Here is a 23,557-nt window from a genome sequence, read left to right on the forward strand (position 1 = left end):
ATTAACGAATTAACTTGTTCTTAGACTCAGTAAGCATTATTTTGTATGACGAAAATTACCTGGATGTGTTCATTTAAAGCACTGAGTTAAAAATGGGAATAGCGTATGTCTGATGAAATTTTGTTTGCTGAAGATGATGGTGAAGAAGAAATAGTCAATAGTGGCAAATGGAAAGTACTGATAGTTGATGATGAACCTGAAGTACACGCGGTAACTAAACTTGCTTTAGGTGACTTTGTTTTTCAAGATCGTAATTTAGATTTTATTAGCGCTTACAATGGTGAAGAAGCCAAACAAGTGTTTCGAGAGCATGATGATATAGCAGTAGTGTTACTTGATGTAGTAATGGAAACTGACGATGCAGGGTTGAAAGTAGCAGATTTTATTCGAAACGAAGCACATAACCATTTTACCCGAATTATTTTACGTACTGGCCAACCAGGCCAAGCGCCGGAACGAGACGTAATTATCAATTATGATATTAACGACTACAAATCAAAAACAGAGTTGACCGCGCAAAAACTATTTACCGTAGTGATTTCTGCATTACGCTCCTACCGAGATATCAATTCCATTGAGGAAAATCGCAAAGGTTTAGAAAAAATTATCTCAGCATCTGCTGACTTATTTAGCATTCTGTCTCTTGAAAATTTTATCGAGGGCATAGTTCAGCAATTAGCTTCTTTGCTAGGCGGAACTAAAGGCGCTGTGTATTTGACTTCAGCTGTAGCTGGTCCTAGACCACTGGATGCATACAATCCAAATGAATTATATGTATTCACGGGCAAAGGTGCTTATGAAAGCCGCTCTGGCGAGAAGTTAGAACAGGTATTAAGTGGTGATGAATTAATGTCTTGTAAAACGGCATATGAAAATAAGTGTTTGGTGTATGAAGACGAATATTTAGTCGCTTATTGTGGCAGCAAAAATCAAAAAGGTTCCTTGTTGTATTTGTCTGGACTACCTAGAAAACTAAATGCCACGGATAAAAGGTTAGTTGAAATATTTTCACAAAATGTACAAATAGCTTTCGATAATGTGTTGTTGACCAAAGATATTGAAGATACCCAAAGAGAGGTAATTGAACGTATTGGTAAAGCCATGGAGTATCATTTTGGTGAAGGCAAACATATTCAGCGTATGGTTAAGATATGTGATGTATTGGGCCGTGAAGCGGGTTTAACAAAAGCCGAACTGAATACTTTATGTTTAGCTGTACCGTTACATGATATTGGCAAAGTTAAAGTACCAGAAGGGATTTTAGCCAAAGATGATGAACTTGACGAGCAAGAGTTGAATACTTTAAAAAATCATGCTGAATTTGGTTACAATTTATTAAAAGATTCTAATAGACCACTCATTAAAACCGCTGCATTGATTGCTAGAGATCATCACGAGTTTTGGAATGGTAATGGTTACCCAAGAGGGAAATCGGGTGAAAATATTCATATATTTTGCCGGATTACTAGCTTAGCTGATACATACGACTCATTACGTAATAAGCGTAAAAAACAACAAAGTTTGGACGTAGAAAAGGCATTAGAATTAATTAAAAGTGAAAAAGGTCAAAAGTTTGATCCTACTTTGGTAGATAGTTTACTGACTAATATTGAAGAAATCGAAGATATAATTGCGAAGTACCCAGACGAAGAATAGTAACTGGCTTATTCACCAACAATAACAATAACAATAACAAGGTTCCAACTATGTATACATTGTTTAAACATCTGCACTTAACGGCAATTGGATTAAGTGTTTTACTCTTTTTGTTTCGTTTTGTTTTACTGACTTTACAATCACCTATGCTACAAAAAAAGTGGCTAAAAATCCTTCCCCATATTGTTGACACTCTGCTATTAGTTAGTGCCATTTCACTCATGGTGTTGATCCAGCAGTATCCTTTCGTGGATGCTTGGGTTACGGAAAAGCTCTTAGGCCTAGTCATGTATATATTTATGGTGACATTAGCCTTAAAACCGTCTAATACCAAGTTTATTCGTTTTGTAGGTTTAATTGGTGCCATAAGTTGGATTGCATTTGCTGGTATGGTGGCTGTAAGTAAACAGGCAATTCTGTTTTAGTATTGGTTAAAGTTCCTTTCACGCCTTTAATTTACTCATAAACAGTGAGTTAGCTTAATTTGGGAAAATTAAGCGATTTTCTAATAAAGGTTACTGGCTAATACCCGATATATTTATTGAATAAGTATATTGGGGGACTTGAGTGGAAAAGTTAACAAAAGCAATCAAACAAAATGATTGTTTAATGGCCTGTTTACAATTAGCTGGCCTATTTCAGCAAAGTAAATTTGTGCCTCAAGATTATCAAAGCCTGTTGCTAGCATGGGCAAGTAAAGCTAAATTTTTTATCAAAACCCCCGTGCGCAATCTTGATAGCTTTCGAACATTTATTCGTTATTTCTATGTGGAACTGGCATTTAGTGGCGATGAACTAGGTTATTTTTCCTCGCGCTATAACTTACTAAATAAAGTGTTTGAATATCGAACCGGCATTCCAATTACTCTGTCTATTATTTTTCAACAATTAGCCAAACAAGTGGGGTTTGATGTGTGTGGGGTTAATTTCCCAGGGCATTTCTTACTAAAATGTCGGTTTGAGGAACAAGCTACCATTTATCTCGACCCATTAAATGGCAACATCTTACAGCGTCAAGATCTAGAGCGAATGTATTTCTCTATTTTAACTGAAATTGAAGATGAAACAATGCCAGAAGAAGCGCTAAATGAAGCAAGTTGCTCTGAAACAGTGATTAGTTTGTTGCACAATTTAAAAGCCTCTTATATCAAACAAAAATGTTATTCAAAAGCTTTAGATGCAGTACAACTATTAGTGGAACTTTGCCCCAATGATCCTTATGAGCGCAGAGATAGGGGATTTTTATTGTATCAATTAGATTGTACTCAAGTGGCCATGACCGATTATCAGTATTTTATTCGTCAATGCCCTGATGATCCTTCCTCACAACTTTTGCAAGCTCAATTACAACAGCTAGCAGAGCAAGCTCCAGAAATACTTCATTAAGGCATCTTTGGTAAATAAAAAGTTAAGTGCGATATTCAGCATTGATCCGCACATAGTCGTAACTAAAATCACAGCTCCAAATCGTGGCAAGTTCGTTACCTCGGTTGAGTTTGACTGTGATCTCAATTTCAGACTCTTGCATGATCTTTTGTCCAGCAGCTTCGGTATAACTTTTGGCTCTACCGCCTTTCTCAGCCACCAATACATCAGCGAAATATAACTCTATGTTATCGACATTAAGATCCTGTAAGGATTCACATTCCCGTGACGCATAACCTATGGCCGCTAATACTCGACCTAAATTTGGATCGCTAGCAAACATAGCTGTTTTCACTAAAGGACTTTTGGCTATGGCATAACCCACGGTTTTCGCTTCGTGATTGTTAAGGGCACTTTCAACATTAACTGTAATGAATTTAGTGGCGCCTTCACCATCGCGCACTATAGCTTTAGCTAAATATTGGGCCGTTTCTAACAAAGCTTGAAAAATAACCTCAAAACCAGGATCTTCGCGACTAGTGATGGGGGCATGGTCTGCTTGACCACTAGCCATTATTATAAAAGAATCGTTAGTGGAGGTGTCACCGTCAACGGAAATACAGTTGAAAGATAAATCAGCAATCTGTTTAGTGATTTCGTCTAACAATGATTGAGAGATAGCTGCATCGGTTGCCACAAAGCCTAACATGGTGGCCATATTCGGGTGGATCATGCCAGCGCCTTTTGAAATACCAGTGACTTGTACTGAATGTCCGCCAATTAAGCAGTTGCTAGCGTAAGCTTTAGGCGCTATGTCTGTAGTCATAATTGACCAAGCTGCTGGCTCCCAAGCATCTTCAGTTAATCTAGATACAGCTGGCGCTAAGCCTGCCAATAATTTATCCATAGGTAGGTGTTCTAAAATCACCCCTGTAGAAAAAGGTAAAATCGAATTGACCGGTACTTGAAGTTGATTGGCTAATTGTTCACAGGTTGTCATAGCATCTACCATGCCTTGTTCACCTGTGCCAGCATTGGCATTACCTGTATTTATGACTAATGCTTTTATCTGTTTTGATTCTGCTAAATGCTTTTTACAAATATGTACCGGGGCCGCACAAAACCTATTTTGAGTAAATACCCCAGAAACACTACTTCCGTCTGCGACTTCAATGATTAACATGTCTTTGTGGTTAGGTTTTTTGATATAGGCTTCTGCCCACCCTAAACGGACACCTTTTACTGGTGGAAGAATTTGATTTTTAATAGAAGGTAAATTGACTGGCATTATGTAAAATTAAGCTGAAAAATGTTGCGCTGAATATTACTTGGCAATGCAATAATATGCAAAAATCATTAATAAATATTCATAGTCGGGTGGTGAGTAAATTGCTTAGGTATTTTTAGCTATTTTTAACTAATTGAACTAGAATGCGCGCCTTCTTGCTTCACCCAAATTTATTGTATTTATTATGCCCTCTATGGCTCCACTAACATCTTCAAAATTATTTATCTTACTGAGCATATTGACTGGCTTAGTTGGCGCTTTTATTCACCCGTTGATGAGCTTCTTTTTAGTGGACGAGCTACAAGTTCCTCCCGTGTATATTGGCATTTATATGGTAGCAGTAACATTGGCAGGCTTGGTAATTAGTCAAATTTTAGGTGGCTTAGCAGACAAGGGTTACAGCGCAAGAAAGATGTATATTGTGGCTAGTGTAGGTATTATTTTGGCGTTAATTGTCTATATAAACAGCCATATGTTTGCTTTGATATTAGTGGCTGGTGTGTGTTTTATGGCATTTGGAAATGCCAGCGTACCGCAAATGTTAACCTTAAGCCGGCAATGGGCAGACGATAAACCCATCGATATTACACAATTTAACGCGCGAATTCGTGCCGGTATTTCGGTGGCCTGGATGATAGGGCCACCCATTGCCTTTAGCTTATTAGCTTTTGTGGGATTCCCCGGTGTATTTGGTATGGCAATTTTGATCGCAATATTGGGTATTATTTTTGTTTATAAATTTATTCCTGAGAAACAACAAAAAAGTACGTCCATTACCGACAAACCAAACGTTAAACCTCCATATTCTTTTTGGTGTTTAGTGCTGGCTATTGTTTTGGCCTCTATGGGGAATAATATGTATACAGCATCATTACCCTTGTACACTATCAAAGAACTGAGCTTGCCCAGTTACACACCAGGTGTGTTGATGGGGGTCGTGGCAAGTTTAGAAATCCCCATTATGTTGTTTTGTAATCGCTTATGTCGAGTATTTAAGAAAAAAGATCTGCTTATAGTATCCTTTATCAGTGGTTTGATATTTTATGCTGGTGTTTTCTTTGCGGATACATTCTGGCAGTTACTTTTATTACAAGTATTCAACGCCATATTTTACGGGTTGTTTGGTGGCTTAGGCTTAACCCTAATGCAAGAAGAGTTACCGTCTAGAATTGGATTCACCTCAGCTGTTTATTCTAATGCCTTTAAGATTGGTGTGATGATTGGAGTGTCTTGTACTGGTATTATTGCCCAATTTTTTAGTTTTCAATTCGCACTTCTTGGTGCAATGTGCGCAGCTTTGTGTGCTGTAATTTTAATGTTGGTATTTAGTTATTTACAGTACCAAGTGGTTAAACAAAGCTAAATCTAATTTTCGCTCTTGGGAAGAAGATCTTGAAAAATTACATGATAGAACATTTAGATGACATTGCTTCTGTGAAATGTCCTTGTGGTGACTCAAAGCGGGCATTTGTCACACCAGATAATCAAGTTGCGACTTTGCATATGGTGGATATAAGCGAAGATGCTCAATTACATTATCATAAAAAGATGACTGAAATTTATGTGATTTTAGAAGCGGAAGAGGGGGCTTATATGCAACTAGATGGGGAGAAAGTGCCGGTTAAAGCTATGACTAGTATTTTTATTAAGCCTGGATGTCGGCACAAGGCAGTGGGTAAAATGAAAATTTTGAACATGCCGATCCCTGCTTTTGATCCACAAGATGAGTATTTTGATTAAATTAACTGTCATTTAAGCAAAGGGGAAGATATTGTATCTTCCCCTTTGTTTATTTACTGTTTAATAAATATTAGTCGTCCCAATGTTTGGCTATCACTTCTTGAATATGTGGGTAGTTCTCATCTGTTTCATTAAGCTCTTTTCTTTGGTTAGCTAATTCAACTTTTAACTCTTTGATTATGTCTTGGTACTCTGGGTGGTGGTAACGGTTCACCATTTCATCAGGATCCTTTTCCATATCATAGAACTCCCACGCGACTGGTGTAGGAGTTTTAGCTGGGATCACTCCGTCTTTTCTACTCCAGTCCATTCCATAATAAACTTTGTCAGTTTGTTGAAAATCGACATCGTAATTAATCCCGTAAAAGAAGATTAGTTTGTATTGCTTAGTCCTTAAGCCAAAGTGTGCGGGCACATCATGGTGAGCTCTATGCATCCAGTATCGGTAATAGGTGCCTTTTCGCCAATCAGTTAACGGTTGATTATCGAGTACCGTAGCGAAGCTTTTGCCTTGCATAAAGTCAGGTGTATCAGAGCCTGCCAGTTCAAGCATAAAAGGTGCAAAGTCAGTGTTATTTGCTACTATATCAGACATTTTAGGCGCACTCGGCTTTCCAGGGTGACGCACAATAAATGGCATACGCATTGATTCGTCATACATCCAACGTTTATCAATATAGTCATGCTCACCCAACATCATGCCTTGGTCGCTGGTGTAAATAATGATGGTATTTTCGTATTGACCTGATTGTTTTAGGTAATCAATTAACCGTCCCATATTGTCATCTACACCTTTTACCGTGCGTAAGTATCGGCGTAAATATTCTTGATAGGCTAGGTGGGTATATTCTTTGTCACTTAGAGCAGGATCGATTTCCATATGAATACCCATGTTTCTGCGAGGGTTTCGTTTAGAAATTGAGGTACCGATCTCCCATAACATACTGTCATTTTCACCACGGGTTGCCTTAGAGCCAAATTGGGTTTGAGTATATAAACTCGAAGGCTCTGGAATGTGTACACCTTTTAAAAAATCCTCATACCTTGGCGCATATTCGAACATATCGTGTGGAGCTTTAAAGTGATGCATCAAAAAGAATGGTTTATCTGAATTACGATTTTTTAACCAGTCAATTGATATGTCTGTTACCACGTCAGAAGAATGACCTTTTATGGTGACTTCATTATTTGGCCAAGCACCTTTGTGTTTATCTCGTAAAATTGGGTCAAAGTATAAACCTTGCTCTGGTAACACTTTGTAATAATCAAACGCGCCTGGCTCTTCTCTTAGGTGCCATTTACCTATCATGGCTGTTTCAAAACCAGCTTGTCCCATCAATCTGGCGAGATGTTGTTTTTCGGTTGGTATAGTGCCGTTTAAATCTAATACGCCATTGGTTTGCCCGTACTGACCAGTCAAAATGGATGCGCGACTTGGAGTACAAATTGAGTTGGTGGCAAACACGTTTTCAAACAATGTGCCTTGGCTGGCTAACTGATCAATATTGGGCGTAGGGTTTAGCTTGGCCAATCTAGATTGATAAGCGCCTATGGCTGACGCTGTATGGTCGTCAGACATCACGTATAAAATGTTGTAGTTTTTATTGGATGTTTTTGTGGTTTTTGCTGGTTCGATTGCTTGGTCTTGATTACAACCGAATAAGACTAATGCTGTACACAAAAACAAACATGTGTGGCGAATCGTATTGTTAATTTTAGTAGCCATTGTGTATGTACCCTTAATTTCCTTTAAGTATTAATACGGAGTGATGAGTAGCTGATCACCATTTAAAAATAAAAAATCTATATTGCTAGTAAATGATACCTGGTGAATTAGGTACGGGGCGCTTTTCAGGTTTTTTCATATTTTAAGTAGCTTTAAAGCTAGGTGGTTTGCTGTTTATTATCAATTAATTTACATTTACTTTGTTTTGTTTACAAGTGAAATTGATGGGTGTTTTATCGTCTTTTACAGCCAGTCTGTGTGCATGTTATAAGTGACTTTAGGTTAAAACAAAATTCGAATGGTGGGAGCATAGATGGAATAACGGTTGAATTGCTCATTGCTAGCGACGCACGGGAAGGCTCAACTTTAAATAATAAAGACAGAGTATTTATAGCTGGGCCAATTATTTCTAGGGATGATTATCCAACTTATTAGTGGTGCATACTTCGTTTGTTGATAACCTCTGTAACTAGCAGCCAATAGGCTGCTTGATTTTGTCATTTACAGTTTTTTCACAGCATTATAAATAGCTTGGGTCAACTGTCGTAATTGTTCTGGGCTGATGATGTAGGGCGGCATGATGTAGACTAACTTGCCAAATGGCCTTATCCACACACCGTGTCGTATAAACTCTTTTTGTATCTCTGCCACGTTTACCGCTGACTTGGTTTCTACCACACCTATGGCGCCTAACACTCTAACATCGGCTACGGTATCAAGTTCTTTGCAGGGCATTAACTCAGCTTGTAATTGTTTTTCTATGTTGGCGACTTGTTGTTGCCAATCCCCTTGTTGGATAAGTGTTAAACTAGCGTTGGCTACTGCGCAGGCTAGGGGATTACCCATAAAAGTCGGGCCATGCATAAATACGCCAGGTTCGCCTTGGCATACGCCTTGGGCCACATCTTCTGAGCAAAGCGTAGCGGCTAAGGTCATATAGCCACCGGTTAGTGCTTTACCTAAACATAAAATATCTGGGCTGATATCTGCATGTTCACAAGCAAACAATTTACCCGTACGGCCAAAGCCTGTGGCAATTTCATCACAGATCATTAATAAGTTGTACTCGTCGCATAACTGCCGAGCGCGTTTTAAATATTCTGGATGATAAATACGAATGCCACCTGCGTTTTGTACTATCGGCTCTATTATCAATGCCGCTAATTCGTGGTGATGAGCTTGAATGAGTTCTTCTAGTGGAATAATGTCGTCCTCGTTCCACTGCTTGTCAAAGCGGGTTTGTGGTGCAGGAGCGAAAACTTGCTGGTTAAGTGCATCCGTAAATAAACTGTGCATACCATTAATTGGGTCGCAAACCGACATAGCGGCAAAGGTATCCCCGTGATAACCATTACGTGGCGTAATAAATTTATGTTTATCTTGATTGCCCTGGCAGGCCCAATATTGCAAAGCCATTTTCATGGCTACTTCTACCGATATCGAGCCTGAATCGGCTAGAAATACCCGCTCTAATCCTGAGGGGGTCATATCGATTAACTTTCGACATAAATCTATGGCCGGTTGGTGGGTTAGGCCACCAAACATCACATGGGAAAATTTTTCGGTTTGTTGCAGTACGGCTTGGTTTAAATCTGGATGATTGTAACCGTGAATGGCGGTCCACCAAGATGCTACTCCGTCTATTAACTTTTCACCACTGGCTAAATGAATATATACACCTTCTGCTTTGACTACTTCGTAACAAGGCAAAGGGTCGATCGCTGAGGTGTAAGGGTGCCAAATATGTTGTTGGTCAAAACGTAAATTTTCAGTTTGTTTGATTTGGTTGGTCAAAATTCATCCAGTTGTAAAGTTTTAATATTAAATTAGGTTGACAATGTGCGCCGGAAACATAGACTAAGCGCGCACGCTATGGAAGTAAAGTAGCGAGCTCGCATTGGAAGTAAAGTTTGATAAAACATTAAGGTCTATTATGTCGCAACCCTCATCACAAGCATCTAGTTCATTTTTTAACTCTTCAGCAGAAGTGCGTCATGATTGGACGCTAGATGAAGTTAACGCCTTATTTGCTTTACCTTTTAACGACTTACTATTTCAAGCTCAATGTGTACACAGACAACACTTTGACCCTAATCATGTACAAGTAAGCACCTTGTTATCAATAAAAACCGGTGCATGCCCTGAAGATTGTAAATATTGCCCACAAAGTGCTCGTTACGATACTGGACTTGAAAAAGAACGTTTGTTAGAAATTGAAAAAGTGATCCAGCGGGCCAAAGAAGCCAAACAAACGGGCTCAACTCGCTTTTGTATGGGCGCTGCTTGGCGTAACCCTCGTGACCGTGATATGCCATATGTAATTGATATGGTTAAAGAAGTGAAAAAGCTCGGTTTAGAAACCTGCATGACCTTAGGTATGTTAACCCGTGATCAAGCTTTAGCCCTTAAACAGGCTGGTTTAGATTATTACAATCACAACTTAGATACATCACCAGAATTTTACGGCGACATTATCACTACACGTACCTATCAAGATCGTTTAGATACTTTATCAAACGTGCGCGATGCTGGCATGAATGTGTGCTCTGGCGGCATAGTAGGCATGGGCGAAACGGCTTCAGATCGCAGTGGTTTATTGATGCAATTAGCCAATCTAGAACAGCAACCTGAAAGTGTACCCATTAATATGTTGGTAAAAGTGAAGGGCACACCAATGGAAAAGGTCGAAGACTTAGACCATTTTGCGTTTGTTCGCACTATAGCGGTTGCACGCATTATGATGCCAAAGTCTTTTGTACGTTTGTCGGCAGGACGTGAAGCCATGAATGAACAAATGCAAGCTATGTGTTTTATGGCCGGCGCTAACTCAATCTTTTATGGCTGTAAATTACTGACTACCTCTAACCCAGAGACTCACGAAGATGTTCTGTTATTTAAGAAGTTAGGCATTAATTCGCAACAAACTCGCGAATATTCAGACGAAGCTCATGAAGCGGCGCTTCTTGAAGAAATTGAGGCTGTAGAAGAAAACGACAGCACTAACAACTTATTCTACGATGCGGCAAGTGAAAAGGTGCCTGATACAGTTGAAGCGGTTGTAGAAAACTAGGCTCGACTCCTATGAGTTTTGATTTTATTCAATCCGCATTAGTGGCGCGAAAAAAGCAAGGGTTGTTGCGTAAACGCCAAGTGGTGGAGTCGGCTCAAGGGCCAATAATTGAAGTCAATGGACAGCACTACCTTAACTTTTCGAGCAACGATTATTTAGCTATGCGCCGTTCAACGGTTGTGGCCCAAGCTTGGGTGGATGGTGTCAGTGAACTAGGTGGTGGCAGCGGTGCGTCACCTTTGGTGACCGGATATACCTATGTACATCAAGCGCTAGAAGAGTACCTTGCCGAAGAATTAGGCCGTGAAAAGGTGCTTTTGTTTAACTCTGGTTTTGCCGCTAATCAAGCGATTTGCCAAGCCTTATTTGGTGCAAACAAAACCAAACAATCTGGGCAGATCATAGCCGATAAGTTGATACACGCCTCTTTCATTGATGGGGCTCAAGCATGTGACGCTCAATTAAGTCGTTTTAAGCATAACGATCTTAACCATCTACAAAGTTTACTTGATAAAACGTCAGCCGATTCAGACGTGCTGGTGGCCACAGAAAGCGTGTTTAGTATGGACGGCGACCAAGCGCCAATTTCCGACATTTTAACATTTACACAGGCTTTTAGCGCTTGGTTAATGGTAGATGATGCTCACGGATTTGGCGTATTAGGTGAAACTGGCTTAGGTGTTGTTGAGCAACACAAATTGTCACAACAGCAATTACCCGTGCTCATGGCTACCTTTGGTAAAGCCATTGGTACTGCAGGGGCGTTTGTAGCAGGTAGTAGTGAATTGATTGATTACTTGGTTAACTTTGCCAGACATTATATATACAGCACGGCTATGCCTGCGGCGCAAGCCTACGCCACTTTAGCCTGTTTACAATCCAACAAACGCCTCGAAAACAAAATTATTTTGCACCAACGTATTGAATTATTTAAACAGTTGGCCGAGCAAGCAGGTATCAACTTGATGCCATCGGATAGCGCTATTCAACCTGTGTTAATAGGGTGTGCTGATAAAGCTTTATTAGTCAGCGAAAAGCTCAAAAATTTAGGTTTATGGGTTAGCGCTATTCGTTACCCAACCGTGCCTAAAAATACCGATCGTTTACGCATAACAATAACTGCTGGCCACGATGAAAACGACATTCAGGCCTTGATTGATGGTTTGCAATTAGTTTTACAAAAATCGCCAGAGGTTAACCTTTAAGTTATGTCTGCCGTTATAACCACTGATTGTCAAAAGTCACGGATTGCCCAACAGTTTAGTCGTGCAGCTAAATCTTATGATTCTGCTGCAAAAGTACAACTCGATATTGCCACAGATGCCCTTGATCTTGTTATAGGCTCAACTGGCACCTTATTGGATATAGGCTGTGGTACAGGCAGAAATAGCCCAGCATTAGCTAACAAGTGTGAACGGCTAATCGCTTTAGATTTGGCTTTTGGCATGCTGTCTTATGCACAAAGTAACTCTGCTGTTGATGGTCACAACACTTCTTGGTTGCAAGGGGATGCAGAACATTTACCGATACAAAATTATTCTGTTGATAGGCTATTCTCGTCTATGGTGTTGCAATGGTGTGGTGATCAACACAAAGTTATGTCTGAGGTAAACCGTGTACTCACTAATGGTGGTCAAGCTGTTTTGGCTATTATGTGTGACGGGTCATTTAGTCAATTAAACCAAAGTTGGCTACATCTAGACAAGAATAAACATGTGAATGATTTTGCTAAAGCACAAGTGTGGCAACAAGCCGGGTTAGCCCAAGGTTTAAAAGTAAAGGTAAGTAAAAAACAATATGTGACCTGGCATGCTGATCTGAGACAATTGTTGTCTTCAATTAAAGCCATTGGTGCCAATGTGGTATTGCCCAAGCAAGAGGGGAGCGGACTAAAACGTTTTAATCGCCATACTCTGCAAAATCTTGAAACAGTTTATCACGAACTATTTGCTGAAAATGGGCAACTTCCGCTGACTTATCAGGTCTGTTATTTACAATGTATCAAAAACTAAAATAAAAATAGGAAACTCATGGGACATCTGACTGACAATACTCGCGCGTTTTTTGTTACAGGGACGGATACTGAAATCGGTAAAACCTTTGTATGCAAAGGTTTGTTACAGGCGTTAAACGATAAAGGTTATTCAACTGCTGGTTATAAACCTATTGCTGCAGGTTGCGACAATACGCCCGGTGGTTTACGTAATGAAGATGCCTTAACGTTACAGGCAAACTCTAGCTTGAAATTAAGCTATGATGAAGTGAACCCTATTGCTTTTGAAGCACCTATTGCCCCACACTTAGCCTTAAAACAAACTGTTAAAGAAGGCGAAGTACATTACATTCCTATAGACAAGATCCGCGAAGGATTTATTCACCTGTTACAAAAAGAGCCCAACGTTATTGTGATTGAAGGTGCTGGCGGCTGGCGTTTACCTTTAGGCGGCAGTTATCAAGGCAGGCCCAGATATTTGTCGGAGTTTGTTTCTGAGTTAAATTTGTCGGTGATTTTAGTGGTGGGTATGCGTTTAGGTTGTTTAAATCATGCGGTATTGACGGCTGAAGCTATTCGAAATGATGGCTTAAAAATAGCGGGATGGGTGGCCAATCAAGTGGATGCTGATATGCCATTAGTTGACGAAAATATTGACAGTTTACAATCGCTGATCAATGCGCCGTTTTTGGGTCGAGTACCTGCTTTAAAAGGTAAAGAGCAGGCGGGGCAATACCTAAATTTAGCCGGCTTAGACCTCTAGGTTAGGGATTTTTTAAAACCTTGAAAGGAATTTTTTGCTAACAGCTTAAAAGCGGCCTTTTACGTTTAAAAACAGATTGCCTTCCTCAGCAGCTTGTTTGATCTCTCGGTCAGAATAACCTGCAAATATTTCTAGTGATTGGCTTGGTGAATAGGCTAATCCTAACGAATAGTCCTGATATTTTTTGTTGCCGTTTTGTTTATTACTGGCGTAGCCTCTAACTCGCACTCTTTTACTGATAGGGTAACTTGAACTTATCTCTAAGTGATCGTTATTGGCAATGTTACCTGTTTGGTATCGTACCTTAAATAAATCACTCACCATTCCGACTATCCATTTAAACGAGTTATCTGATTTATTGGTATACAGGTAAGCATCTACCGATAGGTCCACCCCTAGATACTTGTGTACGTTGTGGGAGTATTTGACAAACTTATTGCGTATTAGTTTGTGAGTGGCTTCTTGCTGGTTATCTTTGTCATTAAAATTGCTCCACAATTTGGGGTTAACCGTTACTGAAGTAAGTTCGCCTTGTTCTGAAATTGCAGCCAAGCTAGAAGTAGAAATTAACAACATAGTCGTCAATAAAATCATCGTCAATAAAGTAACTTTTACTAAAAGTAACCTTGTGTTAATAATTGAATAGTTGGCTAAATATTTCATTAATCTGTTTATTTGGCATGGTGGTTACAATTGAATATGCGGCGCATAATATGGATGATTTTTGTACAGGTCAAGTTGATCCGAGAGTTTAGCGTATGTTGATCAATACCTTGGTATAGGCCTTGCCAGAAAAGGCCTTAGTTGTAAATTTAGTGTGAATTTAATTGGTGATTTTGTGAAAGTAAGTGCTTGGAATGTTGTAAAGGTACTGAGCTTGTAACAATATAAAAAATAAAGTGAATGGAAAAAGTACTAACTATTGATAGTGCTTTTGCCTGTTCAACACTCCCTCGCTAAACAGGCACAATTTTTAATTGTATTGGATTAATAAATAGCTGTTCTATTCACTCAATTCAAAAACAGCTTCATCAAATTCTCTATTTACCTCAAATGAATCAAATTTGAAAATTACCTTACCTGCTTGGTTATCTTTCTTAGTCACTTTAAAAGGTAAACGCATACCTGCAACTTCTCGGTAATCAGCAAAATCTAAACTGTAGGGTAAAGATCCTAAGGTAGGCACTAAAGCTTTCGTTTCTATTTTTAATACATCACCATTTTTTGTGTCTATATATGCTGTGACACTAGGTACTTCAGCATTTTTGAGTAACACCAGGTAAACGGGTTTATTGTTTAACTCAGAACGTTTTAATACTTCAATGCTTTGATAAAAGGATGACCAATCTAAATCTAACATTGGATAACTCTTCTGAATTTGAGAGAGGTATTTGCCATTATGTTGTTGAAATGGTGAAAAGCTAGATTGGGTTGCAGCAGCGCTAGGTGTTATAGCTGTTTGAACATTACCATACTTACCAAAATCAAGATTGTATCTAGCATGAGTATCACTCATTAATTGAGCTTGTGTTGTACCCGATATCCCTGCTTGGGCATAAATTACTGTGCCTTTAGCTAAGATCCCTCCGGCTTTTAATAGGGCTTGTTTTTGAGCTTGGGTTCTTCTTAATGCGAGAATTTCTTTTACGCTGGGCAGTGGAGTTTGGTTTTTATCTTCTACTCTAGGCATTTCACCATTTTGTTTGCCGTCTCGATAAAAACTCAAGCTTGTAATTTGCTTGTCTGCATTTTGGTTAAATACTACATGCATATTTGGGTTAATTCTAAAGGTCCATTCACCGTTATCATTGGGCAAGTTCAACTCGTAAACCATTTGACCTGGCACATCTATGGCGAGTCTATGATTTTGGATAATGGCAGTGGAATTGCTTTTTAGTTGCTTAGAGTAATAACTGCCTAAATATTTTTGTAATTCAGCCGCAGAAATTTCTGGGATAATGGGCAGGCCTTTTTTCGGAAGTTCAAAGTCCATTCCGTTTTGATGCATACGTAAGGCGGCAATTTGACCTTGTTGGTTTTTATCGAACGACACCGCAATAGTGTCGGTGAGTTCGAATAACCATTTTCCTTGTTGATTAGGTGATTTAAGGGCGTAAATAGTTTGGCCAGGTACATCCACTGCCAGTTTTCCGTCTTTTAGCAATACCTTAAATATTGTGTTTTTAAACGGACCAAAGTTAGCCGTATATTCTCCGATATATTGGTTGAAATCATCACCATTTGTAGGAGGAGTTAGGTTTTGTGTAGGCAGGGCAGGGGCTAACAAATAATTAGCCACTAAGTTAATCGATAACTGTTGCAAAGGGGTGGCGGTGATATTGGTTAATAATACATAACCAAGATTCGACTCTGGGAACAATGTCACTTGGGCGCCAAAGCCGTCAATATTTCCACCATGTTCAACTACTTTTTGTCCCTGCCAGTTGCGTAACATCCAACCTAATCCGTAATGTATATCTTTGGCCATTTGAATTTGTGGGCTGTGAGTTTCAAGCAGTGCGTTTTCACTGATTAAACGTTTTCCTTGAAATTCACCTTTCGCCAGTTGAAATTTGAGCCAATTAGCCATGTCTTCTACGTTTGAGTTGATAGCACCTGCGGGGCCAATGTTTGTTAGGTTACGCATGGGTAGCACTTTGTGCTCGCCTAATTCATCGTGCCACATATAGCCCGTAGCTAGGTGTTTTGAGTTTTTAGCTTGGGCTAAATCAAGGGTAGTGTTAAGCATATTGAGCGGGGTTAATAGTCGTGTGGTTAACTGATTAGCCCAGTTAGATTTTGGATTGCTTTGGCTAGCCGTAGCCGTGCCAGCGGCTAAATACATCACATTGTTGTAGTGAAATTGTTTTCGAAATGGTGCCCATTTTTCAGCCTGGGTGGCATCTTTGAGTATCTGCTCACTGCTTACTTTGCCATTTACCCATAATAGGTCATTGCGGGCGTAGCCACTGCGATGCGACAAAGTATCACGTAGTGTGATCCCAACTGGTTTGTCATTTTGGACAAATGTATAATAGGGAAGGTAATCAGTGAGAGGATCATCCCAATTCATCTTTTCTTGATCGACTAACATACCCGCAATAGTGGCAGTAAAGGCTTTAGTGGTGGAGCCTATGGCAAACAGACTTTGTGGAGTTATCGGGGTGTTATGTTCAATATTTGCCAGTCCAAAGCCTTTACTTAACACCACCTCTCCATCTTTAACAATGGCAATGGCAAAGCCCGGAATGTGGTGTTCAATGCGTTGCGCTTCGAGTGCTTGTGATAATGCTTCTAGGCGTGCTTCAAACTCTAATTCTGCCGCTGTTACATGTGAAAGACTGGCTACCACTAGTAAAATTATGCATAACTTTATTGCTAAGGCCGGTATACAACTAAAGTAATTTTCTAAAACAGATTTCATCATTCTATCCTTAAATTTCTGACATGACTGTGCACTAAGCTATATAAGCTTAGCGTTACATCTAGTTAAATCGAGTAAAAAATATAAGTAGGTTTATGCCTACTAATGTTGATTGATGGCCGCCTAGGTTTAGTTAGATTAAGTGGTTTAGGCGGCTTTACTTACTTACTTATTTGTTAGTAGTGGCTGGTTCACTTGGGGTTGGCGTTTTATATACGTCAAAATCAATATCATGTAATTTAACTCGAAGTAACACTTGGCCTGTACTCAGTAACATAACCAATACCCAATAGATGCTATTAAACATGGGCTCCCATATATCTAACGAATATTCTCTTACAGACTGGTTAAATATAAAAAATATACTGACCATAATACTCACTGATATAAATGAACCAAGTGCAACTTCAGTGGCAATATGTCTGTCTTTTGCTGATTGATGGGGATCTAATTTTTTTCCGTGGATTATTTTGTAACCTAATCCCAAAAACAATGAGTTACATAAAGTAAGAGATACAAATAAAGTGATAACAGTTGCATTGAATATAAAGTCATTAAACATAAGAATTAAATAGATACATAAGGCGCAAGCACTCACTGCCGAAGCAAGTTTTAGTGGCGTAATAAAGGTAAATAAACTTCTTGGATTGAGTTCTGCGGTTCGTTTGCTAGCATGATTTGCCTCGCGCATCTGTTTGAACTGTTTGAAGCCTGATAATTCTAAAATGAAAAATGGAACACCTTGCAGCATGCCGTAAGCTAGGGGTAGAAAATTAAAGTTCTCTAACTTAGCCCCTCCTTTAAAGATGAAAATGCTAGCTGCCACAAAAACGATCAAGCCTAAAACTAATATAACATTGCTTACTAAGGAAAAAGTAAACTTTCCTTTTAAAGCACTTTCAAATCCCTTGGGATACATTTTTCCATAGGATTCAACTGGGCAGTGCTCAAACACATAATCCATTCGTTGCTTTATTTTTTTAGGGTAGTAATAAGAAATCAGTATTATTTGTACAAAAAATACTACAAAAAAAAGTAATTCAATCCACATAATTTTTTCCTCGATTTCTAACATAGCTTGTAGCCAAGTCATTTAGTTATTTGTTAGTACGTCGTTAAAGGTTAGGCGCATTTCTGAGTCTGTGACGCCAGCTTCTTTTAGACGGGTAATCAATTCTTCAAATTGACTGGTTACCCATTCTTTTAAGTCAATTTGGCAATTCGCTTTGGCATCGGGATGCACAAAGGTGCCCCGGTATCCCTTACTTTGAATAACTGCATCTCGCTCCAATAGTTTATAAGCCTTGGAAATCGTTTTGCTATTCACTTCTAAATCATTTGCCAGTTGCCGAATAGAAGGTAGCGGGTCATTCGGCGCGATTTTGTCGTTAGCAACCGCTTGTTTAATTTGCTCAATTAGCTGGGCAAATATCGGTTTGGGATCGTCAAGATCAATTTCGATATTCATAAAATAACACATGCTCCAGTTGTTCCATGTGTTGTAATGGTACAACTAAACTGTGTTAATGCAAGTATATTTAGCGAAAGAGTTTAAAAAACGTTCGCTTATAGTGTGTTTTTTATTCGAGTGATATGTTTAATTTATTGTTTTATATATAGTTTTACTAATTTTTAGTTTTAATGAAGAAATAAGGAGCGAATTGTTTTTTCAGGTGTTTATTGAGGGAATAAGGGTTTTATTTCTTCTCTATTCAGGATGGAGATTAGGTTTTTAGACAATACATTGCTGTAGTTAACTAACGAGGATTTTTTAGAAATTGCAATATAAGCAGCTACTTTTTGTTTAATTTTATAAGGCGCGATTTTGATTTTGTTTTCGTAAATGTATTTTTCAGCTTGGGCTTTAATTGATTCTTCCCTGCCAATAAATACGTCTATACGTTTTCTGAGTAACATGGTCACTAATTGTTGATGATTATTTGTTTCGGTTTTGTTTAGGCTTTTATCTTGATCAAAAGGATTATAATAACTTGCCCCACCTAACACGCCAATATTCAGGTTTTTAAGATCTTGGTAACTTTGGATTATTTTAGGATCATCATGTAGTGAATAATAGTTCATCTGTAACACTTCAGAATACAGAGGTGTTTCTAAATATTGTAAATAGTTTTGCCGCTCTGGTGTCTGCCGAATATCCACAATTAAATCAGCTTTTCCTTGCTCCATCATGTTTAGACATTGGCCAAATGAACAGGGTTTAAAGTCTATATCTTTTTTAATAGAAGTGGCTAATAGGCGAACCACAACTGCATTTCTGCCAGTGTATGTGCCACTTTTATAAATCATGAAGGGCGGCTCAACATGAGCTGCAACGATAATTTTATTGGTTGTTTTTCCATAACAATAAAAAGTCGTTATAGATGTAATAACAAAAATTAAATTAACTACTTTTAATTTTTCTAACAGCGATGACATGGATGTAACGTTCCGTCGGGTTTTTATGCGGCTACTAACTATGAAGTAGAACATTTAATAGTTAGAGTTACAAATTTAGCTAATTACTCTTCAATAGCCTGTTTGTGATTAAATTTATAATATATGATTAATTTTTGAACGATTAACAAAGCTTAATCACAATAGAGATTCAGTATGGATAGAGTTAGCCAGATATCTGGTTTAACACCGTTACGAGGCATGGCCGCAGTTTTAGTCATAGTGATGCATTATCAACTTTTTGTGGCACCTTTGGTGCCAATGGGCATGAGTCATATATTCGACAAACTGTATTTGATGGTTGATCTGTTTTTTGTGTTAAGTGGTTTTATCATGTACCACGTATATGGTAATTACTTTAAGCAAGGTGTTGATAAGCATAACTTTTGGCCTTTTATTCGCGCTCGGTTTGCGCGTATTTATCCGCTTCATTTTGTGACCTTGGTGTATTTAATTATTTTAGCGCTTACTGTACGTGGGGCCGGGTTTAGCATAGATGGCTTTGCAGGTGACTTGTTTAGTTATCCAGCAATCCCTTCTCAGCTGCTTATGTTGCAGGCCACAGGTATCCATCACGAAGCATTATGGAATACGCCTACCTGGTCAATTAGTACCGAGTGGTGGGCCTACATGTTATTTCCATTTTTGATGTTAGTGTTTTTTCGCTCTGGTCTCTTTGTACGTATTTTGTTCGCTGTGGGTGCCATCGCGGGTTATTTATGGATCATGTTTGATTTACAACCTGCTTTTTGGGCCAATCGTTGGATCGAATTTAATATTCCTGAGAGTGTTCCCTATCCCGTTGGTATAATCGATGTGATCACAGGCTCTGCATTATTGAGATGCTTTTGCGGATTTGTGTATGGCACTTTAATTTATGAATTGTACCTAAAAAACATACTTAAACCTTGGCTCAAAGCAGGTTTGGTCTTCATTTTTTGTTGGCTTGTATTATTTGTACTTTGGCATTTTAATAGGATTTACGATCCCATTTCGGTGTTTATTTTTGGCCTAATGATATTGAGCTTGGCGTATAATTCTGATGGTGTTGGCAGGTTTTTTAATGGACGAATTTTTCAATTTTTAGGGGATATCTCGTATTCTCTTTATTTGGTTCACATGCCTATATTATTAACTTTTATTGTTTATCGAAAAGCTGTGTATTACCCAGATGCCAAAGAGTCTATGGCGGGGGTAGGTTATACTTTTCCGTTAGAGCAAGCTTGGGTAGGATTGGTGGTGTTTGTTGTTATCTCCTTAATTTTATCGAAATTGAGTTATCAATATATTGAGAAACCAGCGCGTCGATACTTAAAAGGGCAATAACCTAAATACAAGTCTCCAGCCTGCAGCAGAATGAAGCTCTTTTTAAACAATGAAGCTCTTTTAAACAATGAAGCTCTTTTTAAACAGAGAGGTTGTGACTGTGTTTAACAAGATAGGTTAAACACCCTCATATATTTGTTATTTTTTACTAAAGCTCTTTGTCAAATTCAATATATTCTGGCACAGTCCAATCTGCTTTTATGGTTGTAAACTTTTAGTCTTAAGGTAATCACGTTTTTCATGCTTTCTACTTTGTCTGCCCATCCAATTCGTTGGTTGTTATTTGTTGTCTGGCTTGGTGTTTTTCTAAGTCAGTCGGAACCTTTGGTGCTGGCCCTTAATTATGGTGGATTCACATTTTTGGGCATATTGGGCGCCATTTTCGCAAACTCCACAGGGGCAGGCGGTGGCGTAGTTTTTATGCCTTTTTTTAACCAACTAGGCTTTTCTGTGGCCACCTCTGTGGCAACTAGTTTTGCAATCCAATGTTTTGGTATGACTGCTGGCGCGATCACTTGGTGGGTCTATTATCGAAATTTAGGTTTAACTAAAGCTACCGAAGTCCAAGAGTGGCAAGCTTTGCCTAAGCTTACTTATATTTGTGTTCCCTTTTCTTTATTAGGTGTGTGGTCGGTCCAAATACTTCCGCAGTTTTTTGCTTATTTTAGTGATCCGCAAAGTTTGCACACCGGATTTGGGGTCTTTTCAATTTGTTTAGCGATTTCAATTTTCGCCACTGTGTTGTTGCTAAAAAACAAACCAATAAAGCTTCAATTAAATTCAGTTGATTATTGTGCGTTAATTCTGATCTCATATGTGGGCGGCGGGATCACGGCTTGGTTGTCGATTGGAGTAGGTGAGTTACTGGCCGTTTATTTAATTATACGGGGTTTTAATGTGACTTTGGCTATTGCTGCCGCTGTGATTTTGAGCGCATTTACTGTTTGGGGCGGGATACTATTTCATCTTATAGAAACTAGAGCTGTGTATTGGCCTGTGGTGTTATTTGCTGGAATTGGGGCTGCCATAGGTGGCATATTAGCCAAACATTTGGTGATGTATTTTTCAGCTCGGAATCTTAAATTGTTTTTTGCGGGTTGGGTATTCTTGCTGGGGATATCAAGCTTGCCTTTTTAGTAGGAGGGACTACTTTATGTCCCTCCTAAATTATTTTCTAATGGTATTGATATGCAAAATTTAAGAATCTGCGCGACTAAGAAATTTTGATTCAGCAGTGCTAATTTTGATTTTTTCACCGGTTGAAATATATTCCGGGACATTCACCACTAAGCCAGTGGATAAAGTCGCTGGTTTGGTTCGAGCACTAGCCGAGGCGCCTTTAATTGATGGATCAGTTTCAGTAATAGTAAGTGAAACCGTTGCTGGAAGTTCTATCCCTACCGGCTCACCTTCAACTAAAAGTACTTGTAATCCTTTAGTGTCTTCAGTAATAAACGGAACTTCTTCACTGATCGTGTCTTTGTTTAAAAAGTATGACGTGTAGTCTTCGTCATCCATAAATACATATTCGTCACCGTCAAGATAAGAATACGTCACTTTATTACGATTGAACTCTACTAAGTTTAATACTTCGTCCGCTTTAAAACTTTCATCAGCTTTGGCGCCTGTTCCTACTTCGTATAAACGCATGCGATATAAACTGGCACCCGCGCGGCCACTTGGCGTTAATTTGTTGATATCTTTAACGAGATAAACTTTACCGTTATGTTCAACGGCAGCATTTTTTTTAATTTCACTGGCTTTAGGCATGAGCGTCTCCAAAAATAATTGCCTGCGAAAATAGCACGAAACAAAAAATAGGCAAGATAGAATCGTAGTTTCAAGGGATTACTGAAGGATTTAAATCCTATGAGTTCTTTAACTAGATTCGATTTTGATGTTTAATTGAACGACTTGAGATGGGAATTTACAGTTCTTGTACTAAGTTATTGATAACTTGATCAGTTTATAACCCAAGGTGAATGTGTTGTCTTTATGAATAAACGCTTGTTTTGTTTCACTTTGTATATATTGTTTGTGTGTTTTACCACACATTCTAGCGCGGTGTACGCGGCGAAAAAAATCATCATTGGTTATATTGATTTACCAGACGTGTTAGATAGCTCAGGAAAGGACGCCCCTTACAACGAGTTTATGGCTCGAATACTATCTAGGATCGAAAATCCTTACGACACTTTATTTATTCCTTCAGCACGTTCAAATTATCTCTTACAACAAAAGCGTATCGATTGTGTTTTTCCGGTTATCCCCAATTTTTATCAACGTTCAGATCCGACTATATTCAGTGACACAACAAATAAAGTCACTAGTCATGTGTTTACGCTTAAAAATGATATTAACGACTCACTAGAAAACCTTAATGGAAAAATGGTTGCCTATCGTAAAGGGTTAATATTTGGCACCTTGTTTGATAAATATAAGTATTCGAGGTTTGTAGCAGTAGAGTCTGAGGACTTAGCGATTAAGTTATTGCAACAAAAAAGGGTGGATGGATATTTAGCATATTATCCTGATATTACTATGTCCTTAAGTGAGAAGACGCTTAATTTATTACATTTCGATAAAGAGCAACCGTTAACTATGTCCGAAGATAAACTGGAGTGTGTTGATACTAAAAATAATCGCGATTTTATGGAAAAATTTAATCAAGAATTACATAAAATGAAACTGACCGGTGAGTTGCAACAAATATTAGGCAGATATTACAACTTTTAATTTAGCTTTATGAAGT

At 38.6% G+C, this 23,557-nt stretch carries 21 protein-coding genes; 12 read left to right on the plus strand and 9 right to left on the minus strand.

Features of this window, described 5'->3' with window-relative positions:
- The first annotated feature begins 105 nt into the window (after positions 1 to 105).
- From L0668_RS16630 to L0668_RS16640, 3 genes are all read left to right on the plus strand, one after another.
- On the plus strand, positions 106 to 1,656 hold the full coding sequence (locus tag L0668_RS16630; protein ID WP_235313848.1) for a response regulator: 1,551 nt from the start codon (positions 106 to 108) through the stop codon (positions 1,654 to 1,656).
- A gap of 50 nt (positions 1,657 to 1,706) precedes the next feature.
- Entirely contained in the window at positions 1,707 to 2,081 is a 375-nt protein-coding gene (locus L0668_RS16635; RefSeq protein ID WP_235313849.1) for a SirB2 family protein, read from the plus strand.
- A gap of 142 nt (positions 2,082 to 2,223) precedes the next feature.
- Complete coding sequence (locus L0668_RS16640) at positions 2,224 to 3,042, plus strand: SirB1 family protein (RefSeq protein WP_235313850.1); 819 nt, start codon at positions 2,224 to 2,226, stop codon at positions 3,040 to 3,042.
- A 22-nt stretch (positions 3,043 to 3,064) separates the two neighbouring features.
- On the opposite strand, the gene argJ is transcribed toward L0668_RS16640, so the two are convergent.
- Positions 3,065 to 4,309 (minus strand): bifunctional glutamate N-acetyltransferase/amino-acid acetyltransferase ArgJ, encoded by a 1,245-nt coding sequence (gene argJ / locus L0668_RS16645; protein WP_235313851.1) that lies wholly within the window; start codon positions 4,307 to 4,309, stop codon positions 3,065 to 3,067.
- 193 nt (positions 4,310 to 4,502) lie between these two features.
- Here argJ and L0668_RS16650 point away from each other — a divergent pair, with 193 nt between their 5' ends.
- Entirely contained in the window at positions 4,503 to 5,672 is a 1,170-nt protein-coding gene (locus tag L0668_RS16650; protein WP_235313852.1) for a sugar efflux transporter, read from the plus strand.
- Positions 5,673 to 5,701: 29 nt separating this feature from the next.
- Positions 5,702 to 6,049, plus strand: coding sequence for a cupin domain-containing protein (locus L0668_RS16655; RefSeq protein WP_235313853.1), 348 nt, complete (start codon positions 5,702 to 5,704; stop codon positions 6,047 to 6,049).
- Between the two features lie 70 nt (positions 6,050 to 6,119).
- Here L0668_RS16655 and L0668_RS16660 read toward each other — a convergent pair whose 3' ends face one another.
- Both L0668_RS16660 and bioA read right to left on the minus strand, forming a co-directional pair.
- Entirely contained in the window at positions 6,120 to 7,775 is a 1,656-nt protein-coding gene (locus L0668_RS16660; protein WP_235313854.1) for a sulfatase family protein, read from the minus strand.
- A gap of 501 nt (positions 7,776 to 8,276) precedes the next feature.
- Positions 8,277 to 9,569: an adenosylmethionine--8-amino-7-oxononanoate transaminase gene (bioA, locus tag L0668_RS16665; RefSeq protein WP_235313855.1), complete on the minus strand. Its 1,293-nt coding sequence runs from the start codon at positions 9,567 to 9,569 to the stop codon at positions 8,277 to 8,279.
- A gap of 139 nt (positions 9,570 to 9,708) precedes the next feature.
- Between bioA and bioB the strand changes: the two genes are divergently transcribed.
- The 4 genes from bioB to bioD are packed head-to-tail and all read left to right on the plus strand — an operon-like array spanning position 9,709 to position 13,601.
- Positions 9,709 to 10,845 (plus strand): biotin synthase BioB, encoded by a 1,137-nt coding sequence (bioB, locus tag L0668_RS16670; protein WP_235313856.1) that lies wholly within the window; start codon positions 9,709 to 9,711, stop codon positions 10,843 to 10,845.
- Between the two features lie 11 nt (positions 10,846 to 10,856).
- On the plus strand, positions 10,857 to 12,050 hold the full coding sequence (locus L0668_RS16675; RefSeq protein WP_235313857.1) for an aminotransferase class I/II-fold pyridoxal phosphate-dependent enzyme: 1,194 nt from the start codon (positions 10,857 to 10,859) through the stop codon (positions 12,048 to 12,050).
- Positions 12,051 to 12,053: 3 nt separating this feature from the next.
- Complete coding sequence (locus L0668_RS16680; protein WP_235313858.1) at positions 12,054 to 12,857, plus strand: methyltransferase domain-containing protein; 804 nt, start codon at positions 12,054 to 12,056, stop codon at positions 12,855 to 12,857.
- A gap of 18 nt (positions 12,858 to 12,875) precedes the next feature.
- Complete coding sequence (gene bioD, locus L0668_RS16685; RefSeq protein ID WP_235313859.1) at positions 12,876 to 13,601, plus strand: dethiobiotin synthase; 726 nt, start codon at positions 12,876 to 12,878, stop codon at positions 13,599 to 13,601.
- A gap of 45 nt (positions 13,602 to 13,646) precedes the next feature.
- Here the strand turns inward: bioD and L0668_RS16690 are convergent, their stop codons facing one another.
- From L0668_RS16690 to L0668_RS16710, 5 genes are all read right to left on the minus strand, one after another.
- Positions 13,647 to 14,195, minus strand: a complete 549-nt coding sequence (locus tag L0668_RS16690; protein WP_235313860.1) for a hypothetical protein — start codon at positions 14,193 to 14,195, stop codon at positions 13,647 to 13,649.
- A gap of 409 nt (positions 14,196 to 14,604) precedes the next feature.
- Positions 14,605 to 17,028: a serine hydrolase gene (locus tag L0668_RS16695; protein ID WP_235313861.1), complete on the minus strand. Its 2,424-nt coding sequence runs from the start codon at positions 17,026 to 17,028 to the stop codon at positions 14,605 to 14,607.
- 166 nt (positions 17,029 to 17,194) lie between these two features.
- The gene (locus L0668_RS16700) at positions 17,195 to 18,118 is read right to left on the minus strand and encodes a hypothetical protein (RefSeq protein ID WP_235313862.1); all 924 of its coding nucleotides are present in this window, start codon (positions 18,116 to 18,118) and stop codon (positions 17,195 to 17,197) included.
- Positions 18,119 to 18,493, minus strand: a complete 375-nt coding sequence (locus L0668_RS16705; protein ID WP_235313863.1) for a GntR family transcriptional regulator — start codon at positions 18,491 to 18,493, stop codon at positions 18,119 to 18,121.
- A 209-nt stretch (positions 18,494 to 18,702) separates the two neighbouring features.
- Positions 18,703 to 19,515: a substrate-binding periplasmic protein gene (locus L0668_RS16710; RefSeq protein WP_349815650.1), complete on the minus strand. Its 813-nt coding sequence runs from the start codon at positions 19,513 to 19,515 to the stop codon at positions 18,703 to 18,705.
- 120 nt (positions 19,516 to 19,635) lie between these two features.
- On the opposite strand from L0668_RS16710, the gene L0668_RS16715 reads away from it, so the two are divergent.
- A complete protein-coding gene (locus L0668_RS16715) occupies positions 19,636 to 20,805 on the plus strand; it encodes an acyltransferase family protein (protein ID WP_235313865.1) in 1,170 nt (389 codons plus the stop codon).
- 240 nt (positions 20,806 to 21,045) lie between these two features.
- Complete coding sequence (locus L0668_RS16720; protein ID WP_235313866.1) at positions 21,046 to 21,942, plus strand: sulfite exporter TauE/SafE family protein; 897 nt, start codon at positions 21,046 to 21,048, stop codon at positions 21,940 to 21,942.
- Positions 21,943 to 22,002: 60 nt separating this feature from the next.
- Here L0668_RS16720 and efpL read toward each other — a convergent pair whose 3' ends face one another.
- Positions 22,003 to 22,575, minus strand: coding sequence for an elongation factor P-like protein EfpL (gene efpL / locus L0668_RS16725; protein ID WP_235313867.1), 573 nt, complete (start codon positions 22,573 to 22,575; stop codon positions 22,003 to 22,005).
- Between the two features lie 225 nt (positions 22,576 to 22,800).
- Between efpL and L0668_RS16730 the strand changes: the two genes are divergently transcribed.
- Complete coding sequence (locus L0668_RS16730; RefSeq protein ID WP_235313868.1) at positions 22,801 to 23,541, plus strand: substrate-binding periplasmic protein; 741 nt, start codon at positions 22,801 to 22,803, stop codon at positions 23,539 to 23,541.
- Positions 23,542 to 23,557 lie beyond the last annotated feature (16 nt).

This window comes from Paraglaciecola algarum (genome assembly GCF_021532655.1).
GTDB classification, from domain to species: domain Bacteria; phylum Pseudomonadota; class Gammaproteobacteria; order Enterobacterales; family Alteromonadaceae; genus Paraglaciecola; species Paraglaciecola algarum.

What these genes read in the sequence shown, in the direction of transcription:
- efpL (WP_235313867.1), bottom strand. Translation starts at nt 22,575, where the DNA reads ATGCCTAAAGCCAGTGAAATTAAAAAAAATGCTGCCGTTGAACATAAC.
- L0668_RS16730 (WP_235313868.1), top strand. Translation starts at nt 22,801, where the DNA reads ATGAATAAACGCTTGTTTTGTTTCACTTTGTATATATTGTTTGTGTGT.
- L0668_RS16705 (WP_235313863.1), bottom strand. Translation starts at nt 18,493, where the DNA reads ATGAATATCGAAATTGATCTTGACGATCCCAAACCGATATTTGCCCAG.
- L0668_RS16720 (WP_235313866.1), top strand. Translation starts at nt 21,046, where the DNA reads ATGCTTTCTACTTTGTCTGCCCATCCAATTCGTTGGTTGTTATTTGTT.
- L0668_RS16695 (WP_235313861.1), bottom strand. Translation starts at nt 17,028, where the DNA reads ATGATGAAATCTGTTTTAGAAAATTACTTTAGTTGTATACCGGCCTTA.
- L0668_RS16650 (WP_235313852.1), top strand. Translation starts at nt 4,503, where the DNA reads ATGGCTCCACTAACATCTTCAAAATTATTTATCTTACTGAGCATATTG.
- L0668_RS16630 (WP_235313848.1), top strand. Translation starts at nt 106, where the DNA reads ATGTCTGATGAAATTTTGTTTGCTGAAGATGATGGTGAAGAAGAAATA.
- L0668_RS16690 (WP_235313860.1), bottom strand. Translation starts at nt 14,195, where the DNA reads ATGATTTTATTGACGACTATGTTGTTAATTTCTACTTCTAGCTTGGCT.
- L0668_RS16700 (WP_235313862.1), bottom strand. Translation starts at nt 18,118, where the DNA reads ATGACTTGGCTACAAGCTATGTTAGAAATCGAGGAAAAAATTATGTGG.
- L0668_RS16675 (WP_235313857.1), top strand. Translation starts at nt 10,857, where the DNA reads ATGAGTTTTGATTTTATTCAATCCGCATTAGTGGCGCGAAAAAAGCAA.
- argJ (WP_235313851.1), bottom strand. Translation starts at nt 4,309, where the DNA reads ATGCCAGTCAATTTACCTTCTATTAAAAATCAAATTCTTCCACCAGTA.
- L0668_RS16715 (WP_235313865.1), top strand. Translation starts at nt 19,636, where the DNA reads ATGGATAGAGTTAGCCAGATATCTGGTTTAACACCGTTACGAGGCATG.
- bioD (WP_235313859.1), top strand. Translation starts at nt 12,876, where the DNA reads ATGGGACATCTGACTGACAATACTCGCGCGTTTTTTGTTACAGGGACG.
- L0668_RS16710 (WP_349815650.1), bottom strand. Translation starts at nt 19,515, where the DNA reads ATGTTCTACTTCATAGTTAGTAGCCGCATAAAAACCCGACGGAACGTT.
- L0668_RS16635 (WP_235313849.1), top strand. Translation starts at nt 1,707, where the DNA reads ATGTATACATTGTTTAAACATCTGCACTTAACGGCAATTGGATTAAGT.
- bioB (WP_235313856.1), top strand. Translation starts at nt 9,709, where the DNA reads ATGTCGCAACCCTCATCACAAGCATCTAGTTCATTTTTTAACTCTTCA.
- L0668_RS16660 (WP_235313854.1), bottom strand. Translation starts at nt 7,775, where the DNA reads ATGGCTACTAAAATTAACAATACGATTCGCCACACATGTTTGTTTTTG.
- L0668_RS16680 (WP_235313858.1), top strand. Translation starts at nt 12,054, where the DNA reads ATGTCTGCCGTTATAACCACTGATTGTCAAAAGTCACGGATTGCCCAA.